Annotated in this window: 26 protein-coding genes and 1 pseudogene; 14 read left to right on the forward strand and 13 right to left on the reverse strand. The window is 72.3% G+C overall.

Going from position 1 to position 26,654, the window contains the following annotated elements:
* Positions 1-143: 143 nt before the first annotated feature.
* From ACFXOZ_RS19240 to ACFXOZ_RS19250, 3 genes are all read right to left on the reverse strand, one after another.
* Entirely contained in the window at positions 144-641 is a 498-nt protein-coding gene (locus tag ACFXOZ_RS19240) for an ATP-binding protein (protein ID WP_380591595.1), read from the reverse strand.
* An 85-nt stretch (positions 642-726) separates the two neighbouring features.
* On the reverse strand, positions 727-861 hold the full coding sequence (locus tag ACFXOZ_RS19245; RefSeq protein WP_380522413.1) for a hypothetical protein: 135 nt from the start codon (positions 859-861) through the stop codon (positions 727-729).
* A gap of 503 nt (positions 862-1,364) precedes the next feature.
* Positions 1,365-2,180, reverse strand: a complete 816-nt coding sequence (locus ACFXOZ_RS19250) for a hypothetical protein (protein ID WP_380591597.1) — start codon at positions 2,178-2,180, stop codon at positions 1,365-1,367.
* Positions 2,181-2,484: 304 nt separating this feature from the next.
* Here ACFXOZ_RS19250 and ACFXOZ_RS19255 point away from each other — a divergent pair, with 304 nt between their 5' ends.
* From ACFXOZ_RS19255 to ACFXOZ_RS19290, 8 genes are all read left to right on the forward strand, one after another.
* Positions 2,485-2,811 carry a GntR family transcriptional regulator gene (locus ACFXOZ_RS19255; RefSeq protein ID WP_380591599.1) on the forward strand — a complete coding sequence of 109 codons (327 nt, stop codon included), beginning with the start codon at positions 2,485-2,487 and terminating at the stop codon, positions 2,809-2,811.
* Between the two features lie 143 nt (positions 2,812-2,954).
* Positions 2,955-4,094: an XRE family transcriptional regulator gene (locus ACFXOZ_RS19260; RefSeq protein ID WP_380522416.1), complete on the forward strand. Its 1,140-nt coding sequence runs from the start codon at positions 2,955-2,957 to the stop codon at positions 4,092-4,094.
* Complete coding sequence (locus ACFXOZ_RS19265; protein ID WP_380591601.1) at positions 4,091-4,672, forward strand: isochorismatase family cysteine hydrolase; 582 nt, start codon at positions 4,091-4,093, stop codon at positions 4,670-4,672. Before ACFXOZ_RS19260 ends, ACFXOZ_RS19265 begins: the two co-directional genes overlap by 4 nt.
* Positions 4,669-5,550 (forward strand): FAD-dependent oxidoreductase, encoded by an 882-nt coding sequence (locus ACFXOZ_RS19270; RefSeq protein ID WP_380591603.1) that lies wholly within the window; start codon positions 4,669-4,671, stop codon positions 5,548-5,550. Before ACFXOZ_RS19265 ends, ACFXOZ_RS19270 begins: the two co-directional genes overlap by 4 nt.
* 1,041 nt (positions 5,551-6,591) lie before the next feature.
* The gene (locus tag ACFXOZ_RS19275; protein ID WP_380591605.1) at positions 6,592-8,934 is read left to right on the forward strand and encodes a hypothetical protein; all 2,343 of its coding nucleotides are present in this window, start codon (positions 6,592-6,594) and stop codon (positions 8,932-8,934) included.
* A 752-nt stretch (positions 8,935-9,686) separates the two neighbouring features.
* Positions 9,687-10,103, forward strand: a complete 417-nt coding sequence (locus tag ACFXOZ_RS19280; RefSeq protein WP_380591607.1) for a hypothetical protein — start codon at positions 9,687-9,689, stop codon at positions 10,101-10,103.
* A gap of 172 nt (positions 10,104-10,275) precedes the next feature.
* Positions 10,276-11,721: a restriction endonuclease gene (locus ACFXOZ_RS19285; RefSeq protein WP_380591609.1), complete on the forward strand. Its 1,446-nt coding sequence runs from the start codon at positions 10,276-10,278 to the stop codon at positions 11,719-11,721.
* Between the two features lie 115 nt (positions 11,722-11,836).
* Positions 11,837-12,274, forward strand: coding sequence for a hypothetical protein (locus tag ACFXOZ_RS19290; RefSeq protein WP_380591611.1), 438 nt, complete (start codon positions 11,837-11,839; stop codon positions 12,272-12,274).
* 77 nt (positions 12,275-12,351) lie between these two features.
* Here the strand turns inward: ACFXOZ_RS19290 and ACFXOZ_RS19295 are convergent, their stop codons facing one another.
* On the reverse strand, positions 12,352-12,624 hold the full coding sequence (locus ACFXOZ_RS19295) for a hypothetical protein (protein ID WP_380591613.1): 273 nt from the start codon (positions 12,622-12,624) through the stop codon (positions 12,352-12,354).
* A gap of 495 nt (positions 12,625-13,119) precedes the next feature.
* Here ACFXOZ_RS19295 and ACFXOZ_RS19300 point away from each other — a divergent pair, with 495 nt between their 5' ends.
* Positions 13,120-13,371: a hypothetical protein gene (locus ACFXOZ_RS19300; protein WP_380591615.1), complete on the forward strand. Its 252-nt coding sequence runs from the start codon at positions 13,120-13,122 to the stop codon at positions 13,369-13,371.
* A 175-nt stretch (positions 13,372-13,546) separates the two neighbouring features.
* On the opposite strand, the gene ACFXOZ_RS19305 is transcribed toward ACFXOZ_RS19300, so the two are convergent.
* The 4 genes from ACFXOZ_RS19305 to ACFXOZ_RS19320 form a co-directional block, all read right to left on the reverse strand.
* The gene (locus tag ACFXOZ_RS19305; protein ID WP_380591617.1) at positions 13,547-14,527 is read right to left on the reverse strand and encodes a hypothetical protein; all 981 of its coding nucleotides are present in this window, start codon (positions 14,525-14,527) and stop codon (positions 13,547-13,549) included.
* 353 nt (positions 14,528-14,880) lie between these two features.
* Complete coding sequence (locus tag ACFXOZ_RS19310; protein ID WP_380591619.1) at positions 14,881-15,318, reverse strand: hypothetical protein; 438 nt, start codon at positions 15,316-15,318, stop codon at positions 14,881-14,883.
* A gap of 13 nt (positions 15,319-15,331) precedes the next feature.
* Entirely contained in the window at positions 15,332-16,522 is a 1,191-nt protein-coding gene (locus ACFXOZ_RS19315; RefSeq protein ID WP_380591621.1) for a helix-turn-helix domain-containing protein, read from the reverse strand.
* A 160-nt stretch (positions 16,523-16,682) separates the two neighbouring features.
* Entirely contained in the window at positions 16,683-16,988 is a 306-nt protein-coding gene (locus ACFXOZ_RS19320; RefSeq protein ID WP_380591623.1) for a hypothetical protein, read from the reverse strand.
* Positions 16,989-17,451: 463 nt separating this feature from the next.
* Here ACFXOZ_RS19320 and ACFXOZ_RS19325 point away from each other — a divergent pair, with 463 nt between their 5' ends.
* Positions 17,452-17,595, forward strand: a complete 144-nt coding sequence (locus ACFXOZ_RS19325) for a hypothetical protein (RefSeq protein ID WP_380591625.1) — start codon at positions 17,452-17,454, stop codon at positions 17,593-17,595.
* Positions 17,596-17,795: 200 nt separating this feature from the next.
* Here ACFXOZ_RS19325 and ACFXOZ_RS19330 read toward each other — a convergent pair whose 3' ends face one another.
* The 4 genes from ACFXOZ_RS19330 to ACFXOZ_RS19345 form a co-directional block, all read right to left on the reverse strand.
* Positions 17,796-18,218, reverse strand: coding sequence for a hypothetical protein (locus ACFXOZ_RS19330; RefSeq protein ID WP_380522441.1), 423 nt, complete (start codon positions 18,216-18,218; stop codon positions 17,796-17,798).
* Positions 18,219-18,350: 132 nt separating this feature from the next.
* A complete protein-coding gene (locus tag ACFXOZ_RS19335) occupies positions 18,351-19,097 on the reverse strand; it encodes a hypothetical protein (protein ID WP_380591627.1) in 747 nt (248 codons plus the stop codon).
* Between the two features lie 60 nt (positions 19,098-19,157).
* Positions 19,158-19,616, reverse strand: a complete 459-nt coding sequence (locus ACFXOZ_RS19340; protein WP_380591629.1) for a hypothetical protein — start codon at positions 19,614-19,616, stop codon at positions 19,158-19,160.
* Between the two features lie 199 nt (positions 19,617-19,815).
* Entirely contained in the window at positions 19,816-20,646 is an 831-nt protein-coding gene (locus tag ACFXOZ_RS19345) for a hypothetical protein (protein ID WP_380591631.1), read from the reverse strand.
* Positions 20,647-20,928: 282 nt separating this feature from the next.
* Here ACFXOZ_RS19345 and tgmA point away from each other — a divergent pair, with 282 nt between their 5' ends.
* From tgmA to ACFXOZ_RS19365, 4 genes are all read left to right on the forward strand, one after another.
* The gene (gene tgmA / locus ACFXOZ_RS19350; protein ID WP_380591633.1) at positions 20,929-21,216 is read left to right on the forward strand and encodes a putative ATP-grasp-modified RiPP; all 288 of its coding nucleotides are present in this window, start codon (positions 20,929-20,931) and stop codon (positions 21,214-21,216) included.
* Positions 21,216-22,187, forward strand: coding sequence for an ATP-grasp ribosomal peptide maturase (gene tgmB / locus ACFXOZ_RS19355; protein WP_380591635.1), 972 nt, complete (start codon positions 21,216-21,218; stop codon positions 22,185-22,187). Before tgmA ends, tgmB begins: the two co-directional genes overlap by 1 nt.
* On the forward strand, positions 22,184-23,323 hold the full coding sequence (tgmC, locus tag ACFXOZ_RS19360; protein ID WP_380591636.1) for an ATP-grasp peptide maturase system methyltransferase: 1,140 nt from the start codon (positions 22,184-22,186) through the stop codon (positions 23,321-23,323). The genes tgmB and tgmC overlap by 4 nt, the downstream gene beginning before the upstream one ends.
* Before the next feature lie 184 nt (positions 23,324-23,507).
* Positions 23,508-25,655: a HEAT repeat domain-containing protein gene (locus ACFXOZ_RS19365; protein ID WP_380591638.1), complete on the forward strand. Its 2,148-nt coding sequence runs from the start codon at positions 23,508-23,510 to the stop codon at positions 25,653-25,655.
* 289 nt (positions 25,656-25,944) lie between these two features.
* Here the strand turns inward: ACFXOZ_RS19365 and ACFXOZ_RS19370 are convergent.
* Positions 25,945-26,496: pseudogene (locus tag ACFXOZ_RS19370) on the reverse strand (HhH-GPD-type base excision DNA repair protein); the annotation flags it as partial.
* Positions 26,497-26,654: the final 158 nt, after the last annotated feature.

The following is a 26,654-nucleotide window of genomic DNA, read 5'->3' on the forward strand; positions in this document are numbered from 1 at the left end:
CCCCGCGCGGGGGGGCGTGGGGGGGGCCGGGGGGGGGGGGTGGCCCTCCCCCGCGCCCGGGGGGGGGTTTCGCGGGGGGGCCCCCGCCCCCCCCCCCGCCGGGGCGTCCGGGGCGCAGCGGGCGCGCGGGGAGGGGCGGTCGGTCAGCTGGCCGCGCGGACGCGGCAGCGGATCTGCTTGCCGATCGGGGACGGCTCGACGGTCCAGCCGGGGGCGAGGATGTCGATCAGGGTCAGGCCGCGGCCGGACTCCGCCTCGGCGCTGTCGGGGGCGGTGTCGGTGCGACGCGGGGCGGTGTCGGCGAGCGGGTCGTGGACCGCGACGACCGCGTCGATCCCCCGGGAGCGGTAGACCTCCACGACCAGCGGGACGTGCTCGCCGCAGGCCCGGATCGCGTTGCCGAGCAGCTCGGACAGGACCAGCTGCGCGGACTGCGCGGTCTCCAGGTCGACGCCGTGGGCGACCAGGACGGTCAGGGCCAGGGCCCGCACCGTGTGCACGGTGTCCTGGTCGGCGGTCAGGTGCGCGACGACGCCGCCCGGGCACTGCCGCAGGTAGAGGCCGGGGCGGGGCGAGGGCAGGACCGGGTCGTGCCCGGTCAGGCCCTGCGCGGTCCCGGCACCGCAGGCGGTCGCGTTCATCCCGTACCGCCCTTCGGCTTGTCGGACTTGGGCACCGGCTTCCCGCCGGCGAGGCTGCGGACGACCGCCAGGTCGGGCACGGAGGTCACCGCTGGCCACCTCCCCGGCGCTCCAGGGCCCGGCGCAGCAGCTCGTCGGCGTCCGGGTCGCTGTCACCCGGGGCGAGGGTGAGGTCGCGGCGTGCAATGATGTTGTGCAGCAAGGTCGTTGCCTCTCTCATAGGCGGCGTACTCGAAGGCCTCGGGAGGGCAAATCCCGAGGCCTTCGGCTTTCCCAGGGGCGGCTCCTGCCGTCCCCCGTCGTCACCCCTGCGGGGCGGGAGTGGTGACGACGGGGCAATGCAGGGACGGCGACGGTCAGGCGGTCGGCCGCACCGCGGAGGCGGCCCTCCAGCCAGGTGGCACGGCCGGGTGGTGGCCGCCCCGCCAACGCAGGCCGTGCTGTAGGGGGCTGGCGTCGGCAACCATCTGCCTCTCGGTGGGCGTACGGGCCGGCCCGCGATACGTCGTCGAGCGTCCGGCCCACACCTCCAGGGCGACGGTCCTGTCCAGCAGGTCCTGCAGAACGCGTCGGGGCAGTCGGGCGTGAAGCACGGTTGATCTCCCGGGGGTATGCGAAGCGGCGGGCCCGGTCCCGGGCCCGCCGCAGGCGGATGAAGGCGTGTTAGAGGGTCGTCCAGGTCGGCTGCGAGCGGGCCGGGACACTAACCCGGTGCTCCGCGGTTCAGGAGGGTCGGCGCTTGCGCACCGGGTTGTTCGCGAGCGTCTGCTCGGCGGAGCGGCCCTGGGGCAGCGGGCGATCGCCCTCGGGCACCTCGATGCCACGGATCGGGGGACGTGCACCGGCCAGCGGCTCGCGGCGGGCGGTGTCGGCCTCGTCGACCGCGCGGCCGACGTCCTTCCAGGCCTTCGCCCGCACGGCAGGAGCGGTCCTGGTACGGGCCCGCTCCTCGACGCCCCGTGCCGCCCGCTCGACCGCCTGCTCACGCAGCCGCTTTGGCTCCTGGTTCTGCCTCCAGAGGTACTCCACGTACAGGCGCTGCCCATCCCGGCACCGTCGGACCTCACCGGCACAAACCGAGCAGCGAACGCGGTGCTGCTCGAAGGCCGCTCGGGCGGAATCGGCGGTCGGCTCGGCGGGTCGGAGCTGGGAGAGCGCCGGAACCGCCGGCGTCGGGACCTTGCGCAGGACCCTGGTCGGCCGACGAGCCCCCGCCTCCGCGGCCACCTCCGCCCGCTGCGCCGCCCACCGCTCGACGGTGAGGTCGGCGGTGATGCGGCGGTTGGTGTTGGCACACCAGCGGGTGTCGAGGGTGCCGGCCGGGTCGGTGTGGTGCGGGACCAACTTCGGGGTCGTGCCTCCCATGCCGGTGATCGGGCACCAGGTCTTGCAGGCGGGGCAGACGAGGTGCTCGGCGCCCGGGGTCAGCTCGATCTGGTTGTTCGGCAGGGAGGACAAGGCGAGGGGCGCGAGAGCGCTGATGTTCTTCGTGCGAGTGCGGCGCTTGCGCTTGCAGGCGACGTCGGTCGAGGGGGCCATCGGAAACTCCTTAGCTTGGAGTGACGAGGGGACGTGATGCTCTCTCCGCCACCGAGGCCGGCTGCTGCCGAGTCCTAGGGAGCGGACAGCGCATCAGCGCTGTTCCAGGACAGATGCTGTCGGGGGATTTCGATGGAGCTATCAACCCCGACGCAAGAGCGTCTGCCCTCCGCGGCAAGCCGCGGACGGTTGGTTCTGCGGGGGTTTCCCCCCGTTGCCTCCATCAACTTACATAGGTCACCTAGTCATCGTCAAGTAACCTGGGTTATGTCATTTACGTGAGGAGGTGGCTACCATGACGGGCATGACCGAGCCTCAGCCCTACCGACGCGTCGAAAACGCGATCCTCGCCGACATCAGATCCGGCCATTTGCGCCCCGGAAGCAAGGTTCCCAGCGCCAAGGAGCTGGCCAGCATGCACGGCGTCGCGATCGGCACCGCGCAGAAGGCCGTCGGTTCGTTGAAGGACAAGGGCCTTGTCGTCACGGTTCAGGGGCTCGGCGCCTTCGTGTCTGACGTCTCGGCAGACCGGCCGCCGACCACCGAGGAGCGGCTGGCCGCTCTCGAACGACGAGTTGTCGAGCTCCAGCAGGAGATCGACGAACTCCGAGGTGTCGGACAACCTGCGTAGCCTCCCCGATGCCGGTGTGCACCCCTCCGTGGGGCCATCACCAGGATGATCGGGAACAGTGACTGCGCGTGATGGGCTCCCGTGCGTACAGCGTGCGACCGGTGTGCGGGTGTCCACGGACAGAGCACGGAAGGAGTGGGAACGTGGGTGCTATCGATCAGTGGACCGGCCATGAAGCGACGCTGCTGCAGCGCTGGCTCCGAATGTCCGTAAGACAGTTCGCGGCACGCCTCGGCGTCAACCCGGCCACCGTGACGAACTGGCGGAAGGGAGGACGGAACGTCGTGTGCACCCACGAGACGCAGCAGATCCTCGACCGTGTACTAGACCTGATGCCGGCGGAGGACAGGAGCGACTTCCTCGCGCGGGTTCACCAGGACCTCGCAGGTCCCCAAGTCCGGGCTCTCGGCTCCGGCTTCACCGTGGTCTCGCACCAGTTCCTGCCTGTTCACCTCGGCCTTGATGCCAGTGCCCTGTTCCAGATTGCCGACTCGCACCCCTGCGGCCCGGCGGACCTGGAGCAACGCATCCTCGCGGTCCCCGGGACCAGGACCTCGATCCACATCTTCAAGTTCGGCATCGCGGTCGCACACCTCAGCGAGCAGCTGACGTTCAACAGCCTTACCGAACTGGCCCTCTGGCGTTACCGTTCGTACGGCCAGAATCGCGACTTGGTTCGAGGCCTGCTCGCGGACCTCGTCAACCGGCAGACCGGCGGAGCAGCACGGGGCATCCCGGTGCCGGAATACGTACTGTCGGTCTACGAACTTGGGGCACACCCATGGCACGGTGCCGACCTAGACACCGCGCTGCAACTGCTGGCGACACCATCGGTGCTCGTGGATCGGACCGACGACTCCAACCCGGTTCCCTTGGGCGCCGAGGTCGAGAGCCACCGGTTCACCGAGCGGTGGGCACACCCCGAGTCCGTCATGTTCCGTGGCGCGGTGTCACGCGGGGTCGCTGGCTGGTCCGGCATCGCCTACCGGCCCGAAGTCGGTGAACGGGCCCTGTCCATCGACGACATCGTGGCTCTGCAGCTCGACACCCAGGCGCTGTGGGCCTTGTCCGCCCACCTGCTGCGCCTGGTCGAGGAGGGACTCGATCCCGAGCTGCCGACGCCGTTCGGATGGCGCTGGCTCCGGGGTGCGCACAGCAGGTTGGTGTCAGCCCGGCCGACGGAGAGCGCTCAGCACCGGGCACTGCGTGCCGCAGTCATCGGTACCAACGACCTGTCCCAGCGGTTGCAGGACGCATGGGGTGCCTTGAAGGAGGTCTCGTGACCACCCGGTTCGCCGAGGTGCGGCAGGACTCTGCCGTCCTGGTAGCCGTCGACGTGCAGGCCGGGTTCGTGCGGGAGTCGAGCGAGCACGTCGTGCCGACGATCGCCCGCCTGGTGAAGGCCTGGCAGCTCAGCGGTGGGGCGACGATCATCGCCACCTTCGCCAATGCGGAGGGCTCGCACTACGAGCGGATCAGCGGCTGGACACGCCTCCGCTCGCCGCAGGAGCAGGCGCTGGCCCCGGAACTGGCGCCTCTGGCAGCCGCTGCCACCCAGGTCGTCAAGAAGACCACGTCCAGCGTTTTCAAGGCGCCCGGTGTGCTGGAGCTCTTCCGCACCAAGGGGTGGACGGACGTACTCCTCTGCGGGATCGATACCGACAGCTGCGTGCTGGACACCGCGACCGACGCCTACCAGTACGACATCACCCCCTGGCTGGTGACGGACGCGTGCGCCTCCTCCGGGGGACTGGAGTACCACGACGCAGCCCTCCTCCTTGCCCGCCGGAACCTCGGCGGGCACCTGCTCCTCACCGCCGACGACGTCCACCGCACACTCTCCGCAGGAGGGCTCCAGTGACCCGCACGACCCAGCTGCTCATCGTCGGCGCCGGCCCTGCGGGCTGCCTGGCTGCCACTACGGCGGCCAGCGTCGGCATGACCTCGCTGCTGATTGATCCGTCACCAGTTCCCGGCGGCACGCTCTGGCGTATCGGGCACCTCGCCAACTGGCCCGGCTGGACGGACGGCCTGAGCTACGCCCGCGCCCTCGGCCAGACGTTGGCCGGGCTGGACGTCCACTGCTCCTACCTCCAGGGGAGCGTAGTCAGGGTCGAACCCGGCGAGAACGAGGTCCGGGCCGTCCTGTCGGACGGCACCAGCGTGGTGGGGGAACTGCTGGTGGCAGCGACCGGCGTGCACACGGCGGAGGCCACCGAGGTCCCGTGGATCACGTGCGCGCAGGCCCTCCCCCAGCTCACGGGCACGTCACCCTCGGACCTCGGAGCCCTGACCGTCGTCCTGGGCGGGGACAGGCCTCTGGGGACATGGCTTCGGACTCACCGGGACACCGACCAGAAACTCACCGTCTGTCACCCTGCCCGAGACACCTACAAGGTCGACGAAGTGCGCGCGGATCCACGTGTGCAGCTGCACCCGGTGCGGGCGGTCCGCGTGACCGGTTCGGGGCCCTTCGAGCTGGACGTCCTGCTGGCCGACGGCTCCCAGGAGACGGTGGAGGCCGATTCGGTGGTCACCAACGTCGGCACGGTGCCGACGTCGCTGCCGGGCTTGGCGGCTGGCGAGGACGGGTTCTGCCCTCCTGCGATTCAGCATCCGCGCGTCCTCACGGCGGGTGACCTGTGTGCCAGGGACGGCCAGCGGGTCGCCACTGCGGTCGGCAGGGGAACGGACGCCGCACTCACCTTGTACTACCGCTTCCTGCGGCAGGCGGTGTGATGAGCGGTCAAGCCCGACACACGAGTGATCGCAGTGCAAGGGCATGCCCGCAGTGGGCTCCGGTGGGTTTAGGATCAGGTGCGGACCGTTACTGGCTGGTGGGGGGTGGAAGCCCCGCTGGACGGTGCGAGACGCAAAAGGTGAGGCCCCGCAGCATCCGCGGCGGGGAATTTGTGGAAGTCCCGCCGGACTCGGTTGCCCGGGGCCGGTGAGCCAGGAGCTGTGTGGTAGCGGCTCGACTGGCTCGGTAGCTACACCTTTAGCTAGAGGAGGTGTGCGCTGTGATCCAGCGTACCCGTTGGACGGCCCGCCGGCGCAATAGTCGTCGGCCGATGTCGCGCGGCTCACTACCGTGCCCGGCCGCTGCGGCCGAGTACTGGTCCATGTCTTCCCTGTTCGGTGGCATTGTCCGCTCGGCAGGGGTCACCCGTTCGCGTGTCGCCCGTGTTGAGGGCTTGATCCGATCGGGTTGCGTCTCGTTCCGTGTCGTCAGGAGCGAGCGGTTCGCTGTGGCCGCTGCGGGCGGCCGGCGTGTGGGGGTGGGGATGACCTAGGCCTGCGGGGGCGGCGCCTCCATCCGCTTGTCCTCCTTGCAGGGAGGTATTGCGGTGGCGCCGCCCGGGAGCTCGACCGGTAGCAGCCGGTGTCGCGCCCAGATCGTCCTCGTGAGGGACCGCCCTGCCACGGGCCTGTCGCCTCGTACCTCATTCGGTTCACCAGAACCAGCTCAGCCCCACCGGGGCTTTCGCATGCCCTCCTAATGACCTCCCAGGAGAACAGGGCCATGATGCAGCACAGTGCTGCCCAAATCCAGTCCGGCATTCCCGCATGCCGGCAGAACCGTCCGTTTTCGGCCTTCCCGGCTGTGCGGGCGTGTCGCATGGTGCTGTCGGCCGCCCCTCGGGGTGTCCGGTGAGCGCGCACGCGATTTTGGCGTCCCGTCCTCCCGTTCCCGGGCCTCGTCCGGCGGCGGGTCGCCGGTGGCTTCGTGCTGTCCCGAGCCAGCGGGAGTCGCCGGAGGCGCTGCTGCTGGGCGAGCCGATGCGTGTCCGGCTGGAGGCCGCGGTACGGGCGCTGCTGGCCGACGAGTCGGTCGTCGGGCTGCCGGATGCGGCGCGGCTGGCGGCGGTCGTGCTGCTGGCCAAGGGCTCGGTGGAGTGGGGGGTGACCACGCTCTGGTCGGGTGAGCTCGCCCGCTGGCTGGGCGTCAGCGTGTCCATGGTCAGCCACAAGGTACTCCCGCCGCTGCGGGCCCGGGGCGCGGTCCAGACCCGCGAGCACGTGAACGAGGACGGGCACGTGGTCGCGCTGGACCTGCGCTTGGAGGCGGTGGCGCGGGTGCGCCATGCCCGCGACCGGCGGCATCCCCTCGCGCTGACCCGCGATGAGCTGGCCACCCTGCTGCGGCTGTGCGAGGCGTTGTTCGGGCCTGGGTGGGAGCCGACGGGCAAGCCGGCGATCCCGCCGGGCCTGCTGGCCGAGCGGGATCGCCGGGGGCACGGGGCGGCAACCGACCGGCTCGCTCTGCTGCTGCTGGTCCTGTCGTGCCGCGAGGACGGCTGGCTCAAGCTGTGCTCGGGCTCGTTGAAGGCCCCGGAGCTGGGCCGCGGCGCGGCCACGCTCGCCCTGCTGCTGCGCGGCGGCCAGTCGAAGGTCTCGCCGGTGCTGGCCGGCCGGGTGCTGGGGCGGCTCCAGGCGGAGGGCCTGGTCGAGGTGGAGCTGGAGGACGGCGGCAACGGTGTGCCGACCGGCAAGGTGCGGTTGCTGCCGGTCGCCGAGAAGCGTGCCGAGGTCCGGGCGGCAGCGAGGAAGCCGGCCCCCGGCGGCACGGTGCGCCGGGCGGCGAAGCGGACGGTAGAGCCGGTCGAGCCGCCCGCCGCTGAGGCGTGCGCGAAATCGGAGGACTCCCGTGAGCCCGAGGCCGCGTCTTCGTCGGCTCCGGAGAGTGCCGACGGGGATCTTGGTCGGTCGCAGGAGCCCACTGTCGGCCCGGCAGGCCCGCGACCTGCGGAAATGGCAGACGGTGTAGACGGTCCGGCGGATTCTGAGAGTGCCGACTTCCACGCTCCCCACGCTCTGGTGGCTGGTGTTGGTGGTTGTGCTGAGGAGGTGGGTGGCTTGTCCGGCGCTTGCGCCGTTGGGGTGACCCACCGTCGGCCGGAGCGCGCGGGTGCGCGCGAGGATGCCCAGGTTGCTGGCGTGCCCGCGCTGCGGCTTGTCATCGCTGGCCCGCTGCGCGGGGAACAGCAGGTCACGACGCACTCGAACACCCAGGGGACGGGCACCTTCGGGGCCACCGACTGCCTGCCGACGCGCTCTGCCGCGGTCCCGGCCGGGCTGGAACCGGTGACCTCGCTGTGGCTGAGCATCACCAGGGACCACCCTCGTCAGCTGGTGCTCGCGGCCGTCGCCCGGGAGCTCGACCGGCTGGCCGGCTGGACCCAGCCCGAAGGCGCCCTGCGGGCCCTGCACCGGCGCTTGGAGCGGCGCCTCGACGCCGAGGGCGGTCCCGCAGGCGTGCGCGACGCGGTGGCCTGGCTGCTCGGAAGGGGCTTGCCCCAACGGCGGCAGTGCGGACACCGGGCCTGCGACGACGGATTCCACAGTGCGACCGGCACGATGTGCGAAGGCTGCACCGAGGCCTTGGCGGCCAAGCGAGCGCGACGCCGGGCGGCTGTTCGCGACGTCGTCCTGGCCACGCCCGAGCTGTCCTTCGAGGACCGCCGCCGGCTCATCGAGCAGCACCTGAGCGCCCGCACTACCGCGGCTGCCGAGCAGCACGTGGCGCAGCTGGGCGCCCGTCTGCGCCGGGAGGCCGAGGCAGCCGAGCGGGCCGCTCGGCACGAGGCCGAAGCCCGGGTGGTTCCGTGTGCCGACTGCGGTGCCGCGCTGGCGCGGGGTCTGTGTGCGTCGTGCGCGACGGCCCGGCAGACGCAGGCCGTGGTCGAGGAGTACGTCAACCTGGCGCTCGCCTTCCGCGCCGACCTCCGCGACCACCGGAGCTGCCGCAAGGTCTTCGACCAGGCGAACGGCGAGCTCACGGCGGCGATGCGCGAGGCCGTACGCGAGGCCGAGGACCAGGGACTGGCGGACCCTCACGGGGTGGCCTCCAGCAACCGGTTCACCGCCCAGGTGATGGCGGAGAAGATCCGGGAGGAGGCACTGGCCTTCCTGGCCCGGACCTCGACCGCCGATGCCGAGGCCGCACAGGCCTGGGAAACGGAGCAGCAGCGCTACGCGGATCGCCAGTGGGCCCGGGCGGCCGGGGACCGGGCCGCGGCGCAGGCTCGGCAGCGGAGCGCGCGGTGGCTCCTGGAGGAGCGGTTGGACGCGGTACGCGGGATGTGGGCCGGCCGGCCAGCCCGGATTCCGGGGCGCCCGTGACCGGGACCGCCGTCGTCGGACCGCCCACGCGAAAGGCTCCCGCGGCAGCGACCACCGGGGAGAGCGCCACGGTGCTCCGGGGTGCGTGCGAGGGCACCGTCGCGGGCCTGCCGGGACAACCCGTGGCACGGTCATCGATCAAGTCGGTCTGCTGGACGGGGGATTCACGGGATGATGTCTGCCATGCATCAGCGCCTACCGCACCAGGGGCCTGGGGATGCCGTCAGGCCTTGACCTGGCCACGCGTCTTCTGCGGACCTACCGCCGACAGGCCAGGTTCCGCCATCTCGGCCACCCCGCGGGGGCGGTTCCGCCGCAGCAACGTCGTCCACGCGGCAGCGCGCCCGAGCTGCTCGGCGACGTGCTCCTGGCCGACCTCGCCCAGATCGACCGCTCCCGGCTCACCGTCCAGGGCTTGGCCTGGGGCCAGGTGGTCGGCCCCGACATCGCGGCGTACGTGCAGCCGGCCGGGTTCGACGCCCGAGGCACACCGCCACCCGGCGCTCGAAGTCGTCCACCGGCCGTCGACCACCACGGTGCCGCGGATCGGCTGGACGCAGAACCTCCCCGTGGCCGGCCTGGCGACGTGGGAGGACGTAGGCCTGGCGGAGAAGGACCTGCCCCTGTACGACCTCGAACCGCTCACCGAGGGCCGGTCAGCCGGCGGAGGCTACAGTGCGGCCGTGTCCGCTCAGACCTTCGCGCTATTCCGCTCACACGGCCTGGCGGCGCAGGCCTGCGCCGGATGCGGCATGGCTGTGACCGACCGCCACCCCCACTGGCCGGGCGTCTGGGTGAGCGTTGAGCACGAGTTCGGGCCCTGCTGCGACCGGTCGCTTCTCGGCGACGGGGCCCAGCAGCGGGTCGGGCATGTGGTGCGGGCCGCCGATGCCCGCCCGGCCGGGGCGCTGACCGGTTGGGAGCCGCAGCAGCCGTGCCAGAACTGCGCGGCGACGGTGACCGACCAGCATCCCGACTGGCCCGGGCTGTGGGCCGAGGCCGGCCGCCACGGCAGCCCGGTCTGCGCGGTCGTCGGCAACGTGGGCGACGACGCCGGGGCGTACGACCTGCTCGACTACGTGTACCCGCACGTCCCGGCCGGGCTCGACAGCCCGGCCGCCGCCGCGATCCAGGCGGCGAAGAAGGACGGCTACTTCCTGCGGTACTGACCGGCCGGGGGCCAGGAGGGCGAGTGCGCGGGCGGCGCCGGTGCCCGGTGCCGACACGCACCGGCATCTGGGGGACCGGTCTGCCTTGACCTCGGCCGGGGCTGCGGAACCGGTCCTGACTGTTGCGGGAGTCCACAGGACCTGTCATGACCTGCGGATATTCTCCTGTTCTGTGATCATCGATAGAACCGCCAAGATCGTTCCGACCCGGTACAACAGCCGCGAGCTCCGCAAGGCGATGGGCGGGCTGATCGCGGCGGCGGACCACGATGACCTCCTTGCCGCCTGGATATGGACAACCGAGGGATGGCTCCTACGCCAGACCTACCACCGCCTCAGCGAGCAGCTGGACAAGGTGGAGCACGAGATCAAGGACGCCCGGCGGCGCCTGCGCGCGGACTGGTCCGATGCCATGGACCGGACCCCTCAAGAGGTTCGCCAAGCCACCACGCGCAGCCTGGAACAGCTGATCGAAGCCCTGGAAGCAGAACAGGTGGTCATCCGGGAGGGGATCAACACCTGCGCAGGCGCCTGGAAGAGCATGAGCCAGGACTTCGGCATCGACCCGATCCACAAGTTCTCGGACCGGACACCCGCGGATCCCTCCCCCGCCGAGTGCCTGGACGACGTCTGGAACCGGACCGACCACAGCCCCGAGCGGCTCGCGGCCCTTCTCGCCGACCACCGCACCGACATGCACGTCGTCGCCCTCCGCGAGCAGCGCCGCCGCGAGTTGCTGGGCAACGGACCCCTTAGCGTCGAGGGGCAGTTCCTGCGTGACGTCTACCAGGCGGTGGTCGGCTACCGGGACCGGGTGGCCGAGGAGAAGAGGCAGGCCGACGGCGGGAAGCACCCGGGCCGCGACCGGTTGGCGCTGCCGATGAGGATGATGGAGGTGCACGCTGTTGAACGCTGCCGGTGGTGGGCGCTGATCCAAGAGCGGAACGCCGCGCAGGAGGCGGTGGACGCGTGCGCCGACGTGTGGGATGAGATGGCCGAGGACTTCGGGCTCGTACCGGTGGACCAGACCGCGCCGCGAAGGGCGGACGGTCCGGCGCGGGTGGTCGCCCTCGCGAAGATGAGCAGGGACGTTGAAGCCGCTCACTCCCGGCTTGACCAGATCCTGTCCGACCACCGCGAGGCCGTGCACGGCGAGGCGCTGACGGCGAACCGCCGCATCACCTACCTCACCAGCGGGTCGTCTGTCGGCCTGGACGCGATCGCCGAGTTCAGCTACCGCGACTTCGAGACCCTCGTTGCCGACCTAGCGGCACGTGACGGACTGAGCGTGAACCGGGCCCAAGGAGGCCCGGGAGACCTGGGCGCTGACGTCACCGCAGTCACGCCTGACCAGCGCAGGGTCGTGTTCCAGGCCAAGCACACCTCGACATCGCGCACGATCGGCACTCCTGACCTCCAGCGCTTCAATGGAACCGCGAGACCCCACCACCAGGCGGACATAGCCGTGATGATCACCAACGGCAGGTTCTCCGAACCGGCACGGAAGTTCGCCGCCCAACACCGCATACAACTGGTGAACCAGATCGCCCTCCGAAGGTGGGCGACCTTCGGAGACCCGCTCTCCGAGATCGTCGACATGGCTCCATCGATGACCTGACCGACACGTCGGCCAGCCGTCGAAGCAGCTCCGCCAGACCGACCGGCAAAGCCCGGCCGCAGTGCCCGGCACACGGCTCCTCAAGCCCGACAGGCGGCCTGCCGATACCGGCACCATGAGCTGGTACGACCCCCGCAAGGACCCCGCGTTCCTGGCCTGGCGCGACGAGCAGATCGCCGCAGACCTCGCCCGCGGCCCTGCCATGCCCATCGGCGACGTCCCCGAACTCCTCGAAGGCCGACGGCAACTAGGACTCGCCTTGCAGCTGCTGGAGAACCCCGAGGACCCGGGCGCACTCGCAGGGGCGCGGGCGGCCGCGCGCCGGGCACTGGGCCTGGTCCCGCAGCCCCGCCCCGACTCCGAGTGCGCCGTCGAACGCTGGAGGCGACGCGGCTGGTCACGAGAGGAACCCGCCGCGCTGTGCACCCGCCGGACCTGCGGACGGTGCGTGCCGCTGCGCGCGGCAGAGCGGCTGGCCGAGGCCCACCAAGCTGGCACAGGTGCCGTCCCGTCGGCCCCGCGCGCAGGCGCCGACACCCGTCCCGCCACCTGACCTGGCCTGCCCGAAATCCTGCCACGGCCCAGGCCGGGCCCGGCACCGGAGGACGGGACCGCCTCACCGGGCTGGTATCAGGCGGCCGGCGGGTACACGCGCTTGGCGTTGACGCGGGTGATCACGTCGCGGACATCCTCGCCCGTCAGGGACGTCACGCTGCCATCGATGAGGCGGGGAGTCAGGGCCAGCAGTAGGTCCGGCAGGTCAACATCGCTGTGTTCGTCGCGGACATGGTCGGCGATCGTCAGGCAGACGTCAGCCCGATCGGCATCGGCCGACCATGTCGGACCGATGTGGCCGCACAGGCGGCAGCCCGCGGTCACGGTGTCGAGCGTCGTGGTCGTCATGCCCTTCCCAACGCGAAAGCCCGACCGGCGACACGGCGCGGCCTCGGTGACCCGCGGCCTGGCTCGCTGCCCTGGCCGCCGAGCCTGAGCTGGACGCCGACACTCGGCTCGGCGCCCTCGTTCACCGGGCGGCCTGCGCGCCGGAGTCGATCGACGCGGACCTCGTTCCGACGGCGATTGGTCTGCTCCAGCAGCTCGCCACCGACCCGGCGGCCGAGCCCGCGCCCCTGCCTGGGGAGAAGGGCGGGCCGGAGGAGTGCGGACGGTGCGCCTGTGCCGACACTGACGCCGAGGTCGAACCGGCACCGGACCAGGGTGTCCCGCCGCAGATCGCCGCTGTGCTCGCCGACCTGGACCGCCATGGCCGCGCCCACGCCCCCACCACCGAGCTGCTGACCACCTTCCACCGGGTACTGGACGCGTGCCCGGGCGCACCGCCTTGCTTACCGTCCAACTCCGCAGCCCCGATCGAACCTCGCCCCGTGGGCCGCGGACGTGGCCAAGGCGCTCACCGCGCTCGTCGACCCACCCACGCGCCTCCGGGAGACGATCCCGGTGGACCAGGTCCGCGACTACCTGCAAGCCGCCGGCACCGAAGAACTCGTGACCCGGGGGAGTCTGGGCGAAGCCCTCGACCTGCCCGGCCCCCGGATCGCCGCCGCCCTCGACGCACTGGTCAAGTCGGGCCAGGTCGACTACGACCCGTTCGTCGGATGGGTGTACTCCCCCGCTGCCGACCCGTCCTGACCTCGCACACTCCGGACCGCACCGCCGCAACTGGCCGCCGAGCACGGTGGCCTGGCAGCCGCAGGACACCCGGCCAACCCGGCGAACGCCGAGAAGGACGGCCCCGGGAGCTCCCCAATTGGGGAGCTCCCGGGGCCAGCAGGCGCAGCGGACGGCCGTCGAGCCGAGACCCCTCTCAGTGCCTGGGCACTCCCCCCGCACCCCAAGCCGCACGGATCCGTGCGAAAGCCGTCGGCCAACGCTGCTCCCAGGCCCGTACGACCTCCTCCTCCGTGACGCGGAACAGCAGGGTGACCCTGCCCGGCGTCCCGTCCGTGGCCACCAGGTCCACCCGGCACGAGGCCTCCGGTCCCGGGCACCTGTTGCAGCTGCGTGCGGTGATGCGCAGCGGCAGGCCGTCGTCGGGGTCGGTGAGCATGCTGAGCAGGCGGTCGTGGTCGGGGCGGTGTCCAGGGATGAACTCGAAGTCGAACTTCCAGCCTTCTCTGAATTTGCCCCAGGTGGTCCAGCCGGTGAGGCAGGCTGTGGTGCCCGCGGCGGCGAACAATCCGACTCGGCGCAGCAGGGCGCTGGCGATGCGGAAGGGAGGGGGTCCGGCGTCGGGGCTGAACCACGGCGCGAGTTCGGCTTCGGGGGCGGTCGTCGCCTCAAGGGGGGCGGTCCACAGTGGACGGAACCCTGACAGGGCGAAGTCTTCGCGTGCCGCGTCGACGCTGTCGCGCCACAGAGCCGCGGGGAAGCCGCGAAGTCGCACTTGGGCGTTGGTGCCCGCGAGGTGCAGGACGGGGGCGCCCCCGTGGTCAAGGACGACCCGCAGGCCCGGGATGCCGTGGACAGCGCCGTCCTTGACGGTGGGCAGGACCACACGGGTGAACCAGCGCAGGTAGCGGCTGTCATCGGTGAGGTGGAGGTCGAGCCCGTCGATGCGCGGCGTGACACGCTCGATGCCCAGTGGTACGGGGACGGGCTCCGGGGGCCAGGCGGTGGTGTGGAGGAGCCACCATTCCAGCTGTTCCTGGGCCGCGGTTGCGGCGGATGGGACGAGCGGAGCGGCGGGGCCCAGTGCGGTGAGTTCGCGGACCGCCTGCTGGTGGGGTTCGCGGGTGAGTGCCGAACGCCGACGGGCGCGATGGCGGACGCGGCTGGTCGTGGGCATGGTGTTCCCCTTGGACGCCGCCGGCCCGGCGTGCTGGTCAAGGGTGTGGGGTTGAGCCGCTGGTGATCGGGGGTGCGTCGATGGACGCTTCGGCCGGGGGATGCGGGAGGAAGGCCGGATTCCCGCTCGGCGCGGCCGCCTGACGGCCGGATCCAAGAGTGGTGGATTCCGGTACGGCCTGGCAACGACCGTGGCGGGCGTGTTGGCCAGCGAACCGCCGGGACCGCCCGAGGTCGTGGTGGTCACGCTCGGGCTGAGGCTTTCGTCGGGTGGTGGTGTCCGGTCCGCTTCGCGGTCGAGGGCGGGGCCAGGAGGGCGCTGGGGTGCCCGGTGCGGGATCAGGCATGGGCTCGTCACGGCTTCGAGGAGGGGTCCGTTGCGGTGGCGGTTCTGGCGAACGACCGGGCGGCGGCCTCGATCGCGCACCGGTCGGTTCCCGTCACCGTGGTGATGGTCGCGTCGCTCCACCCCAGCGCATGACGCATGAGCACCAGGTCCTGCTGGCCGGCGGTCAGGTGGGCGACCGGGGCCAGGGCTTGCGGGCAGGCTCTGGCGACCAGGGCGGCGCGGAAGAGCCTCCAGAGCGCGGCCGTCGCGTCCGGCGCGGCCAGGACATTCTGCCAGCGGGCCGCGGCCTGGGCGGCGGCGGCGCAGACGGCGGGGTGCACCTGGTCGGGGGGCAGGAGCAGCCGGGCGTAGTCGAGGTAGTGGTGGTAGTGGGACTCCAGCAGGGTGGCGACGCCCAGGGCCGGGTGGTGCGGGCCTCGTGGCGTGTCCGAGGAGCGGGGCACGGTGTCCTCTCGGTCAGCCGAAGGCGTCGGCGGGCGGTCCGGCGTGGTAGGGGTGGTGGCGGTGCACCAGCTGCACGCGCTCCCACAGCGGCAGCACGAAGTCCGGGTCCGCGCGCAGCACTTCCAGTACGGCCTCAACGGCCGGCCAGTCCGGTACGCGGGCGCCGGTGAGCAGTCCGGCCGCGTCCTCGGGGCTCACGCGTCCTCGGGAGATGTCGCTGATGGTCAGGGGGTCGGGGGCGAAGGCAGCCAGGTGGAGGCCGCGCATCGCCGCGGCAAGGGATGCCCTGAACTCGGCCGCGACCTGCGGGGTCGCGACGAACGGGCGCTCGGGCAGGATGCCGTGGGCGGCGTCCCACAGGAGCCTGATGTCGGCCGGCACTCCGCCTGCTGCTCGGACCAGGGCGTCGGCGACCGGCCAGGAGGGGATCCGCTCGCCGGCGAGCACCCGGCTGATGAAGGAAGGCGACACCCCGGCATCGGCGGCCAACTCGCGGGAGGAACGGCGGGAGCGGCGGTGCAAGCACGACAGGGCGCTCGCAAGTTTGGCCGCGGCCACCGGCTGCAGCGCGTCGGCGGGATCCGTCGCCTCGGCGGCATCCGTGACCGGGGCGGCGGCCGGCTCCGCGGGTGGGACCTGCTTGAAGATCGAGCGCTGGCGTTGTTCCGGTGCGCGATGGCCTGTCCCCGAGGGTGCGGGCGTCGTCCCGGGCTGGGTGGCGGGCCCGGATATCGTCCCGTTGGCCGGCTGGACACGCTGACTACGGGCCTCCCGCTGGGCGAGGCGACGGGCGGCGTAGGCCTCGTCCCAGCGCCGGCGCGCCGTTCCGGCGGCCCAGCCGGTCAGCTGACCGATCGCCGCCCAGGGGAGCTTGCGGGTGCGGGCCTGGAGCACGGCGTGCGCCCGGAGATCTTCAAGACTCTCCTCGGCTTCCTGGATCAGGCCCAGGACGGCCTGAACGTCCTCGTCGGCCTCCGCCACTGCCACCGCGTCAGCGGTCTGGGCGAGCTGCCGTGCGAGCGCGAGGTGCTCGCGCGCCAGGGTACTGACGAGGTCGTCGAGCGAGCGGTCGGCCGGCGCGTCCTTGCGGGCACGTTCCGCCTCCTGCTGGCAGCGCGCACGGCAGTACGACGGGGTACGGCCCAGCCGCTGAGGTCGGGTGAAGGTGCGCCGGCACCAACGGCAGCGCAGGATCTGGTTCACGAGGGACTCCGTGCCGGAGGCCGGCCCCGGAGAGCACCACCGGGACCGGAACGGGAGGGGAAACGGTCCCCCGGCGGCCGGGCCAGCCCGTCCGCCGGGGGGAAATCCGAGCGGCGCGAGGCGCAGCGGCCGACGCCGTGCGCCATCGTCCGCGCGGCCGTCAGGTCCTCCGGTGGGCCCCCGGCTTCCGCCTCGCGGGGCCGGTGCTGGTGACGGCCCAGATCAGAGCGGTCCCCAGGCGGAGAAGGTCATGGGTGTCCTGCAGGTCCGCGGCCGTGCTGATGAGCAGGATCACCTGCACCACCGAGGCGACGAAGGCGAGAATCCGCGGATTGCCCGTCAGGTCAACGCCTGCGGCCCCGGCTTTTCGCGTTTGGCCAACGAAACGGGCGGAAATGGTAGCGTCGAGGCGACCGATCTTCCGGCGCGTGCAGGCACGCCGGGACCGGCCCAGGGCAGGCAGCATCACAGGCTCCTCCAGGGTGTTCGGACGGTTGGCGAGTAGGGACCCCGGCGGCTTGGCGACCAACCTCTACCCCGGGGCCCCTTTTCGTTTGTGTCGGACAGTAACCCGCCGCGCGCACAGAGTGTGAGGCGATCCGGGCAGAAATGCGGCTAGTCCTCATATCTACGAGCATCGCCTCCCGTCACCTGCACACCACCGGTCACAATCGTTCAACCCACCGCACGCTTCTGTCATATGCCGCTCTGCCTGCCTACGCGCACCGGGCTGCACCCGCATCGACAACGCGCGGACCATCGGAGGCCACCCGCTCGGCGATCGGACCGACCGGGCCGCCCTCGGCGCCGGATACGACTGCTCCGACTGGTTCTGGATCGGGAACCGGCACCTGACCAAGCACACCCGGGGCCGGATCACCATCGGTGTCTACCCGCTGCGACCCGTCGAAGCCGACGTCCGAGACGGGGTGCGCGCACCCGAGACCGAGCGGGACGGCCTGCGCCGACTGATCGACACCGCCTGGTCCACAATCGGCAGGCCCCGCGCCGAGCCGACCATCGACGTCGGCCGCTGGCTCGGCGTCGGCCCGGTCCTGCTCACCCGGTCCTAGTCGCACACCCTGGTGGTCGACACCGCGCGCCGCGACCTCGACCACCAGGGTGCACCTGACCGTCCTCCGCCTCCGACCGGGGAACGCGCCACCCCATGGCGAGATCGCCTGCACGAGGACCGGCCGCCCGCGAAGCGAAGCCCCCGGCCTGCGGCTGCGCGCCATGCTCTGGAACTCCGGGGCGGGGCGCAGCCGCACGGTCAGCGGACGTGGTTGACGAACATCCTCGACCCGTCGTGCAGGTCGATCGTGGCGCCGTGGCCGACCGCCGGTGGCACCGGCCGCGCGGAGTACACCTCGACGGCGGCGATCTCGCCCGGGTCCGCGGCCAGCAGCGCGGCGACGAGCCCGTGCTCGACCGCCGCCAAGTCGCTCAGTTCCGCAGGCATCGCAGGCCCCACGGGCTTCTCACCCAGCACCGGCTCCTGGTCCGGGTGGTCGCCCCACGCCTCCCCAGGGGCGCTCACCACCACGATCTGCCAGCGGCTCGGCCTCCCGCCAATGTCGATGAGCACGCCGTACGGCTGCCTGCTGCCACCTACCGCATCGAAGGTCTTCGCGGCGGCACCGGGCAGAGACTCGGCGGCGGAGAGCAGGAGCTGCTGAAAGCGGGCAGGGCGCATGGATGAACATTCCTTCGAAGTGGGGGCTACCCGATGGTAGTCCGCAGGCTCCGTACAGCGCCGTAGCAGCGGCCGGCCAAGCAAGTGCCGACCGGACGTCAGGGACGGCCCGCGTCGGGCAGGCGGCCGCGTTCAGGTCCCCGGGGCCACCCCTGCGGTGGTTGCGTTGGCAAACAGCCCCAGAGGGGCGCAGGTCCAGGTGAAGGGTGCGCCGGATTCCGGCGCAGCGTAGACGGCGTCGTAGCTGGAGAACCGGTCGCCGCCGGTGGCGGTGCCGTGGAGGAGCCGGCTGGGTGTGAAGTCCGCGGCCAGCGGCCTGGGTCGGCTCTCGGGGCGGTGCGGCGAGAGATCCCACTCCGGTGTCGCGAGGGTGTCCGGGCCAACAGTGTTGGCCTCCAGGTGGGTGAACACCAGGGAAGGCGTCCTGAGGAGTCCGCTGTGCCAGGCCCGTGCCGGTTCCGTTCCTGTACCCGGCAGGGGCCCCGGAACGGCGAGCCAGGACACGGCCGCGCCCCCGCGCGGTGGCGGCGTCCGCAGGTCGACAGTCCGCGGGTGTGGAAGATCGCGGTGCTGGACGACCAGCACCAGCCGGCCCGGGTCCGGCAAGGGACCGAAGGAACAGGCGACGAAGTGCACGCTGTGGTCCGGGGCGGGCAGGGCCCGGGCAAGCGCGAGCACGGCGTGCCGGGCCCCGGGCTCGGTCAGGTAGACGGTCCACGACGGCGTCGCTTCGGCGCGCGCCGGCGGGCTCTGGTGCTCGAAGACGAGCACCGTGAACAGCCCCGCCGGCGTGTCCAGGATGCCCCCGTGCGACAGCCGCCTCCGGGGCTCGTCCAGGAGCGTCTGCGGAGGGCGGATGACAACGGGCCGATCGGTCATCCTGCGACCGTAGAGGACGGGCCGCAGCGGCGCGCGCAGCCGCTCCGGCCCGTCAACCGGTCAGGCGCAGGGCAACTCGGCGACGTCGGACATGCCCGTCTCGTGCTTGGCCCCGCCGTCGCTGAAGATGTCCGCGGACACACGGAACTTGCCCTTGGCGATTCGCGGCGGTTCCGCCGCCCGGCAGTCGGCGTTGCTGCTCACCCGGCTCACCCGGGTGAAGTCATCGTGGCCGCTGCTGCGCAGCGGGCCCATGACACGCGAGAACGTGCAGAAGTCGCCGTCGCAGTTCGCCCGCTCCAGCGAGGCCTCGACCCACTTGGGGCCGTAGCCGTCGCCGTCGCAGGTGACCTCGGCGTACCACTCGATGTTGTTGTTGACGAGCCGAGGGGCGGGCGAGCCGCCGACGCAGACGTAGTCCCCGGCGCGGATGGTGGTGGCGTGGGCCGGGGCGAGTCCGATGACCGCGAGGGCCAGGGCCGGCACGGCGGCGATGAAGGTACGACGGATGATGCGCATGGGATCCTCCGAATCCGAAGCGTGACGAATCGTGTACGCAAGGAGATCAGGAGGCACTGACAATTACACCCGGTCCGGGAGAAGGGCGACACCCGCCAACCCGCAGCCCACGGGCCAGGCACCGCGGGGGCTGGGGCGGTGCACCACCGCTGGAGGAACGGGCCGGACCCGTGGTGAGCGGAGACGGCGTCGAGGTCGATCACACGGCTGCCCCCGCGAGAGGTCCGAAGACCCTGGCCACGTAGGAGTCGAGCTGGTCACCGAAGGCCGCCGCTGAACCGATGGCAGTAGTGGGCAGGGCGCCAGAGTCGTCGAGCCCGGCGAAGTAGTCCGAATCGGTCCAACCGCCCCTGAACAACACCACGGACAGCTCGCCTCCCAGGCCGGTGAGCACGATCCCAAGGGAGTCGGCATCCACAACTGCAGCCCGGTCCGGCATCAGCTGCTGCGGCCACTCCTGTGCCTCATCGCGCCAGGTGACCGGCTCTACGGTGAGCCCGGCATCCTCCCAGCGGCCCCTCCGCCGTTCGATCTCAAGGGCAGCCTCGTCAAGATCAACAACTCGTTCCATCCACTGATCATGCCGGAAGAGCTGCCCGCCGCGCTGGGACGCTGAGGATCCGTCAAAATAAGTCCGACCGGAACCGCTGGCCGGCCACGGGGGCCCGGGCTGTCGGCCAGACATACGGCACCGTGCTTGACCCGCCAGCTCCTCCTCCCACTGCACGAAGTCTTCCAGAGCGGCCCGCACCACGGCGTCGACCGCCGCAACGGGGCTGCGCCCCTCCCGCCGGGCCTCCGAAGCGATCTCCTGCAGCTCGTCGCAGTCCACCGACAGCACCTTCTCCTCCCAGGCGGCTACCCGCTCCATGCAGGCCTCGACCAGGCAGCGTGACTCCTCAACGACGCCCTGGAATGCGGTGTTGGGCAGCCACTCCGGCTGCCTGGCCGTCGGGACGGTGGGGGCGGTGAACTGGTCCAGCGAGCCGCGCAGGGCAGTTCCGAAACCGACGGAGCATCGGCGAGTCATGCCCCTTCCGACGAACCGGTCGCCGCCCGATGCTGCCGCACGCAACCGGTGATCTGCGGATTCCCATCCGTCCGGCGTCGCACGTCCGCCTCCGCGCGGCGTACCGCAGGACGGCTGCGCCCCGGCCTCCGTATCCGCCCGCTGCTACTCGCCCCGTCGTCGTATCTGGTCCTCTGGCGGATGACCCGCATCGTACGGTATGCATTCCTTCAACTACTCAGTGTGGAAGCCTGGTTAGGCTGCCGGCCGCTCGGCCGCGGCCTGTGAGGGAGGTACGCCGGGATGACCCGATCGCCTGAACCGCCGTGGGGCACCACCCGTATGAGGCCCTATCCCGACACCGCACCCGCCCTCGGCCTCACCGCGGTGATCGACCCGCAGACCCAGGTCGCCGTCTACTTCGACCACGAGGGCCGGCGGGCCGAGATGGGAGCGCACGGGACCAGCACCGACTCCAGTACGCCGACCAGCACCGGCCAGGGCGGCGGCGACGGGAACAGCGGCGGCAATGCCGCGCCCACCGACTCGGACAGCATCACCTCCAACGACCAGGACCAGGGCACCGGCTGATGGCCGGAGACCGGCCGCCGGCCGTGCTGGTGCTGACCAACGTCCACGACGTCACGGCGGACGTGGTGCTGCGCATCCTGGCCGAGCGGGGCGTACCGGTCGTCCGCACGGATCCGGGGGTCGATCTCCACCAGGGTGCCGCGCTGACCACCCGCTACGACACGCACGGCCAGCGCGGCACCCTCACCACCGCCAGTCGCAGCCTGGACCTCGGCCGCGTCCGCTCCGTCTGGAACCGCCGCCCCTCCGTGTACCGGGCGCCGGCTGGGATGGAAGGGCAGGACGCGGCATTCGCCCGCTCCCAGGCCCACTGGGGCGTCGGCGGCATCCTCTCGGCGCTGCCCGGCGCCCAGTACGTGAACCACCCCTGGAGGGTGCGCGAGGCCGAGCACAAGCCGGCCCAGCTCGACACCGCGCTGCGATCGGGCCTCGCCGTGCCGGCCACGGTCATCACGACCGACCCGGACCAGGCCCGCGCGTTCTGCGCGGCGCAGCCCGGCGGCACGGTCTACAAGCCGCTGTGGAACAGCCCCTACACGGGCGACGACGGTCGTGCCGCGCAGGTGTGGGTGTCCGAGGTACGGCCGGAGGAGATCACCGACGCGGTCGCGGCCTGCCCGCACCTGTTCCAGGCCAAGGTGGACAAGGCGTACGACGTGCGCCTCACCGCGGTTGGCGAGCGCCTGTTCGCGGTGCGGATCGACAGCCCCGACCTCGACTGGCGCCGCCGCCAGGAGCTCGTGACCTACACCCGGATCGACGTGCCCGACGACGTCGCCGCCGCCGTGGCCCGTTACCTCGCCGCCTTCGGTCTGGTCTTCGGCGCGTTCGACTTCGCCGTCGACCACGACGGCCACTGGACGTTCCTCGAATGCAACGCGAACGGCCAGTGGGCGTTCTTCCCGCCGCCGATCACCGACCTGATCGCCGAGGCCCTGGCCGACCGACTCCAGAAGGGCACCACCCCGTGAGCTCATCCGCCGAACTGCGCGCCGCCCTCGTCGACCAGCTCACCGCCGACGGCGCCCTCACCGACCCGGCCTGGCGCGCGGCCGCGGCCGCCGTACCGCGCGAGCTGTTCGTCCCCGAGTACTTCCTGCCCGTGCCCGGCAGCGCGCCTACGGCCTACCGGCCGGTCCTGAACGGCGAGCCCGGCCGGCTGGAGGGGATCTACCGCGACCAGACGCTGGTCACCCAGCTCGACGGCCACCTGAGTCCCCCAGACGCCTTGGAGCCGCTGGCCGGTTCCCCCTCGTCTTCCTCCACCCTGCCCTCCCTCGTGCTGGGGATGTGGCAGCGGCTCGACGTCGAGGCCGGCCACCGGGTCCTGGAGATCGGCACCGGCACCGGCTACTCCACCGCCCTCGGCGCCCACCGCCTCGGCGAGGACAACGTCGTGAGCGTCGAGGTCGACCCGCAGGTCGGGGCCCGCGCCGCGCAGGCCCTCAAGGCCGCCGGCTACTCGCCCACCCTCGTCATCGGCGACGGCCTTGCCGGACACGCCGACAGGGCACCGTACGACCGGCTGATCGCGACCTGCTCGATCCGCCACCTCCCCCTCCCGTGGCTGCACCAGGTCAGGCCCGGCGGGAAGATCCTCGCCACCATCACCGGCTGGTCCTTCGCCTTCGGTCTGGCACTCCTCACCGTCACCGGGCCCGGCAGCGCCAGCGGCCGCTTCCTGCCCGGCTACGTCAGCTTCATGGTCGCCCGTCCGCACGACCGGCCACCGCGCCAGCCCATCACCCTGCTCTCCGGCGACACCCGCCCCAGCCGGATCGACCCGGCGATCCTGGGCGACTGGACCGGCAAGTGGGTCGCCCAGCTCGCCGCGCCCTCCGCCGAGATCATCGGCGCCGGCGACCAGCAGATCCTGATGGACTTCGCCACCGGCTCCCACGCCCGCACCGCACCGAACCCCGACGGCGGATGGACCGTCACCCAGCGCGGCCCCCTGCGCTTGTGGGACCAGGTCGAGTCCGCCGTCCAGACATGGCAGCAGCACGGCGCCCCCCACCAGGAGGGCTTCGGCATCACGATCGACGGCGACGGCCAGCGCGTGTGGATCGGCAACGAGGCCGGCCCCACCTGGAGCCTGCCCATCTAAGGCCTGTTGGGAAGGTCCCACGGCGGCCCGTCCGCGTGGGGTCTGGCGTACAAGGGCGGAGCCCGTCGGTGACCCCTCGTCTTTGCTGGCGACCGCCGTCCCCACGGGGAGTTCTGCCGTCACCTCGTCCGTGCGGCGGCAAGCGACCAGGGGTGGTGTCAGTGGCCCGTGGCACCGTGCCCTCATGATCAACAGTCTTGAGGGCCTGGAGCAGGTCGGCTGGTCGTCGATGGGCCATGCCTACGGTCCGGCCGACGACGTCCCGCTGCTGCTGGAGCAGATGGCCGACCCTGACCCCGACGTCCGGGAGACGGCGTTCAGCCGCTTCTACAGCGCGGTCCACCACCAGGGCGGCGTCTACCGGTGCACGGCGGCGAGCCTGCCGTTCCTCCTCGCGCTCGCCAACGATCCGCAGGTGCCCGACCGCGCGGCCGTCCTCCACCTCGCGCTCAGCATCGGCAGCGCGGCCCTCGAATGCGGCCCCGGCGACGTCTACTACAGCTCGTCCGGCGACGAATCGAGGCCCTACGCGGAGGTCGTGCCCCAGCTGCGCGAGCGTGTCGAGGACTTCGTCCGCCACGCGGCGGATCCCGACCCGCTGGTGCGGCGGGCCGCGCTGCCGGCGCTGGGGCTGTTCCTCGACGACGTCGACCGGGCGTTCGCCCTGCTGCGCGAGCTGCTGTCGGCCGAGAGCGGCACCACGGAGCGGCTGCTGGTCATCGAGGCGGCCGCGGCGCTGGCCCGGCGACTGCCGGCCGCGCTCGGCCCGGTGACCACCTGGCTCGCCGCCCTGGCCCCCGACCCGGCGCTGGACGCCGACATCCGGCTCGCCGCCCTCGTCCACCGGGCGGCCTGCACACCGGAGGCGATCGACGCGCACCTCGTCGCGACGGCGACCGGCCTGCTCCGCCAGCTCGCCCCCGAACCGGCGGCCGAGCCCGAGCCCGTGCCCGGGGAGCAGGACGGGCCGGCGGACTGCGGACAGTGCGCCTGCGCCGACGCCGAACGGGACGGGGAGCAGGGCGTCCCGTCGCAGATCGCCGCCATGTTCGCCGAGCTGGACCGCTGCGGCCGTGTCCACGCCCCCACCACCGAGCTGCTGCTCACCTTCCACCGGGTCCTGGACACGCGCGTGCCCGAGCGCACCGCCCTGCTCACCGCCCAGCTCCGCAGCCCCGACCGGGCCGTGCGCCACGACGCTATCGCCATGACCGGGGACCTGATCCGCTCCCGACGCGGCGACCACACCGCCCTCGTCCTCCTGCTCGCCGACCTCCTGCTCCCCACCGACCCCTACACCGCCGCCGAATCGGCCGAGACCCTCGGAAAACTCCCCACCGCCTTCGCCGAACCCGCACGCGAAGCCCTCGCCACCCTCGTCGAAGCACACCGCACCCAACACGGCCCCCACGTCTGGGCCACACCGCACCCGCTGCTGCGCCGGGCGCACCAGGAGGCGGTCACGGCGCTGGCGGGCCTCGGCGACAAGCGGGCCCTGCCCGGCCTGCTGACGGCGCTCGACACCGGCGTCGACGACTGGCGGGCCGTGCAGGCCGCCGGCCACCTGCCCCAGGCCGCCGGGGAGCTGCTGCCGAGGCTGACCCGCCGTCTCGCCGACGCGGACTTCTCCTCGCCCTGGGGGTCCGCCGCCGACCTGATGGCCGCCCTTAACCGGCTCGGCGACCCGGCGGCGGTGCCCGCGCTCGTCACGGCCCTCAGCACCGCTGTCGAGCAGGAACAGTGGCGCACCGCCGCCGCGGCCCTCCGCGCGCTCGGCGCCTTCGGCGCCAGCGCCGCACCCGCGCTGGGGACGGTCCGCCCGCTCACCGCCGCCGACGACCCGCAGCTGCGCGTCGCCGCGGTGACGGCCCTGTGGCACATCGAGGGCGATCCCGCCGATGCCGTGCCGCAGCTGACCACTCTGCTCGACACCAACAGCCACGAGGCCGCAGACGCCCTCGGCCAGGTCGGTGCACCGGCCGCCGCAGCACTGCCCCGCCTGCGGCAACTACTCGAAGCCGACCATGCCTGGACCCGCACACACGCCGCCGCCGCCATCCACGACATCGCCGGCCCGGCCGAAGCCGACGCCGTCCTGCCCGTGCTCCTCCAGGGCTGGCAGGAGAACAACTCGACCGCCCGCCACGTCCTGGAATGCCTGCAACGAATGGGCCCCGCCGCCGCCCCCGCCCTGCCCCGGATCCGCGCCGAACTCGCCCTCACCCGCCGCAGCGGCAACTTCTTCGACGGCACCGAGTACGACGAGGCACTGCTGCGCGCCTGCCGGGCCGTCATCAGGCAGACAACCGGACCGGCAGAGCCGACCGTCTGACAGCACCTCCTATCTCGTCCGGTCGGCCAGGCGAGATAGGAGAACGCGCGACGTGGGGCGGCTATGGGGCCCAGGGCGACGTCGGCATACCTGGCGCGGGGTCAGGATGTGGGCTCGCGGGTTGCGCGGAGGGGGACGTCGTGGTGGCGTTCCTGGCGAACGACCGGGCGGTGGCGTCGATTGAGCCCCGGGCGGTTCCCGTCACCGTGGTGATGGTCGCATTGCCCCACCCAGCGGGCACCATGTCCTGCTGGTCGGCGGTGAGGTGGGCGACCATGGTGCGGCCCTCCTGCCGCCGGTGCGCGCGGACCCGTTCCAGGGAGTCGGGCCCGGTGATGTCGGCGACCGAGCGGAAGGCGCCTTCCTCGCCGTAGGGGCCCGCTGCTTCACGCCAGCCCTCGGGCCGCACACGGTACTGCTTGCCGAGGAGGGCGACGACGATCTGCGCCTTCTGGCGGCCGAAGCCCGGCAGCGCGTTGATCCGCCGGTAGAGGTCCCGGCCGCCGGCCGCCTCCTCCCACACCGCGGCGGCCCGCCCGTGGTGGCGGGCGATGAGGTGGCGGCACAGTTCCTGGACCCGGCGGGCCATGACCACGGGGTGGTCGTGCAGGGCCGGCGGCGCGGCGAAGAGCGCGGCGAGTCGCTTGGGGTCGTGGCCAGCGATCTGCTCCGCGTCCAGGTCGTCGTGGCCCAGACGGCGCGCGATGGCCGCTGGCGCCGCGAAGGCCCGCTCGGACGGAACCTGCCGGTCCAGCAGGGCGCCCACCAGCAGGGCGAGCGGGCTGCGCGACAGCAGCGCGTCAGCCTCCACCTGCTGGGTGATGCGTACCGCGATGTCCACAGCGGGCTCCTCCTCACGGCGTCAGCGACCGGGTCGCCGGTCAGTGTGACTGAGGCCCATGCCGCGGCGGGGGGGGGGGGGGGGGGCCCCCCCCCCCCCCCCGCGCGCCCCCCCCCCCCCCCCCCCCCCGGCCCGAACTCGTCGGACCACGCGGCCAG

Origin of the sequence: Kitasatospora sp. NPDC059160, from assembly GCF_042755465.1 — a bacterium.
Classification (GTDB): domain Bacteria; phylum Actinomycetota; class Actinomycetes; order Streptomycetales; family Streptomycetaceae; genus Kitasatospora.

Bases quoted from the DNA above. Each gene is read 5' to 3' on its own strand.
- ACFXOZ_RS19275 (WP_380591605.1), top strand. From the start codon at position 6,592: ATGCGTGTCCGGCTGGAGGCCGCGGTACGGGCGCTGCTGGCCGACGAG.
- ACFXOZ_RS19340 (WP_380591629.1), bottom strand. From the start codon at position 19,616: ATGCGCATCATCCGTCGTACCTTCATCGCCGCCGTGCCGGCCCTGGCC.
- ACFXOZ_RS19250 (WP_380591597.1), bottom strand. From the start codon at position 2,180: ATGGCCCCCTCGACCGACGTCGCCTGCAAGCGCAAGCGCCGCACTCGC.
- ACFXOZ_RS19295 (WP_380591613.1), bottom strand. From the start codon at position 12,624: ATGACGACCACGACGCTCGACACCGTGACCGCGGGCTGCCGCCTGTGC.
- tgmB (WP_380591635.1), top strand. From the start codon at position 21,216: ATGGCCGGAGACCGGCCGCCGGCCGTGCTGGTGCTGACCAACGTCCAC.
- ACFXOZ_RS19335 (WP_380591627.1), bottom strand. From the start codon at position 19,097: ATGACCGATCGGCCCGTTGTCATCCGCCCTCCGCAGACGCTCCTGGAC.
- ACFXOZ_RS19245 (WP_380522413.1), bottom strand. From the start codon at position 861: ATGAGAGAGGCAACGACCTTGCTGCACAACATCATTGCACGCCGCGAC.
- ACFXOZ_RS19320 (WP_380591623.1), bottom strand. From the start codon at position 16,988: ATGCTGCCTGCCCTGGGCCGGTCCCGGCGTGCCTGCACGCGCCGGAAG.
- ACFXOZ_RS19330 (WP_380522441.1), bottom strand. From the start codon at position 18,218: ATGCGCCCTGCCCGCTTTCAGCAGCTCCTGCTCTCCGCCGCCGAGTCT.
- tgmA (WP_380591633.1), top strand. From the start codon at position 20,929: ATGACCCGATCGCCTGAACCGCCGTGGGGCACCACCCGTATGAGGCCC.
- ACFXOZ_RS19240 (WP_380591595.1), bottom strand. From the start codon at position 641: ATGAACGCGACCGCCTGCGGTGCCGGGACCGCGCAGGGCCTGACCGGG.
- ACFXOZ_RS19290 (WP_380591611.1), top strand. From the start codon at position 11,837: ATGAGCTGGTACGACCCCCGCAAGGACCCCGCGTTCCTGGCCTGGCGC.
- ACFXOZ_RS19305 (WP_380591617.1), bottom strand. From the start codon at position 14,527: ATGCCCACGACCAGCCGCGTCCGCCATCGCGCCCGTCGGCGTTCGGCA.
- ACFXOZ_RS19255 (WP_380591599.1), top strand. From the start codon at position 2,485: ATGACCGAGCCTCAGCCCTACCGACGCGTCGAAAACGCGATCCTCGCC.
- ACFXOZ_RS19365 (WP_380591638.1), top strand. From the start codon at position 23,508: ATGATCAACAGTCTTGAGGGCCTGGAGCAGGTCGGCTGGTCGTCGATG.
- ACFXOZ_RS19280 (WP_380591607.1), top strand. From the start codon at position 9,687: ATGGCTGTGACCGACCGCCACCCCCACTGGCCGGGCGTCTGGGTGAGC.
- ACFXOZ_RS19345 (WP_380591631.1), bottom strand. From the start codon at position 20,646: ATGACTCGCCGATGCTCCGTCGGTTTCGGAACTGCCCTGCGCGGCTCG.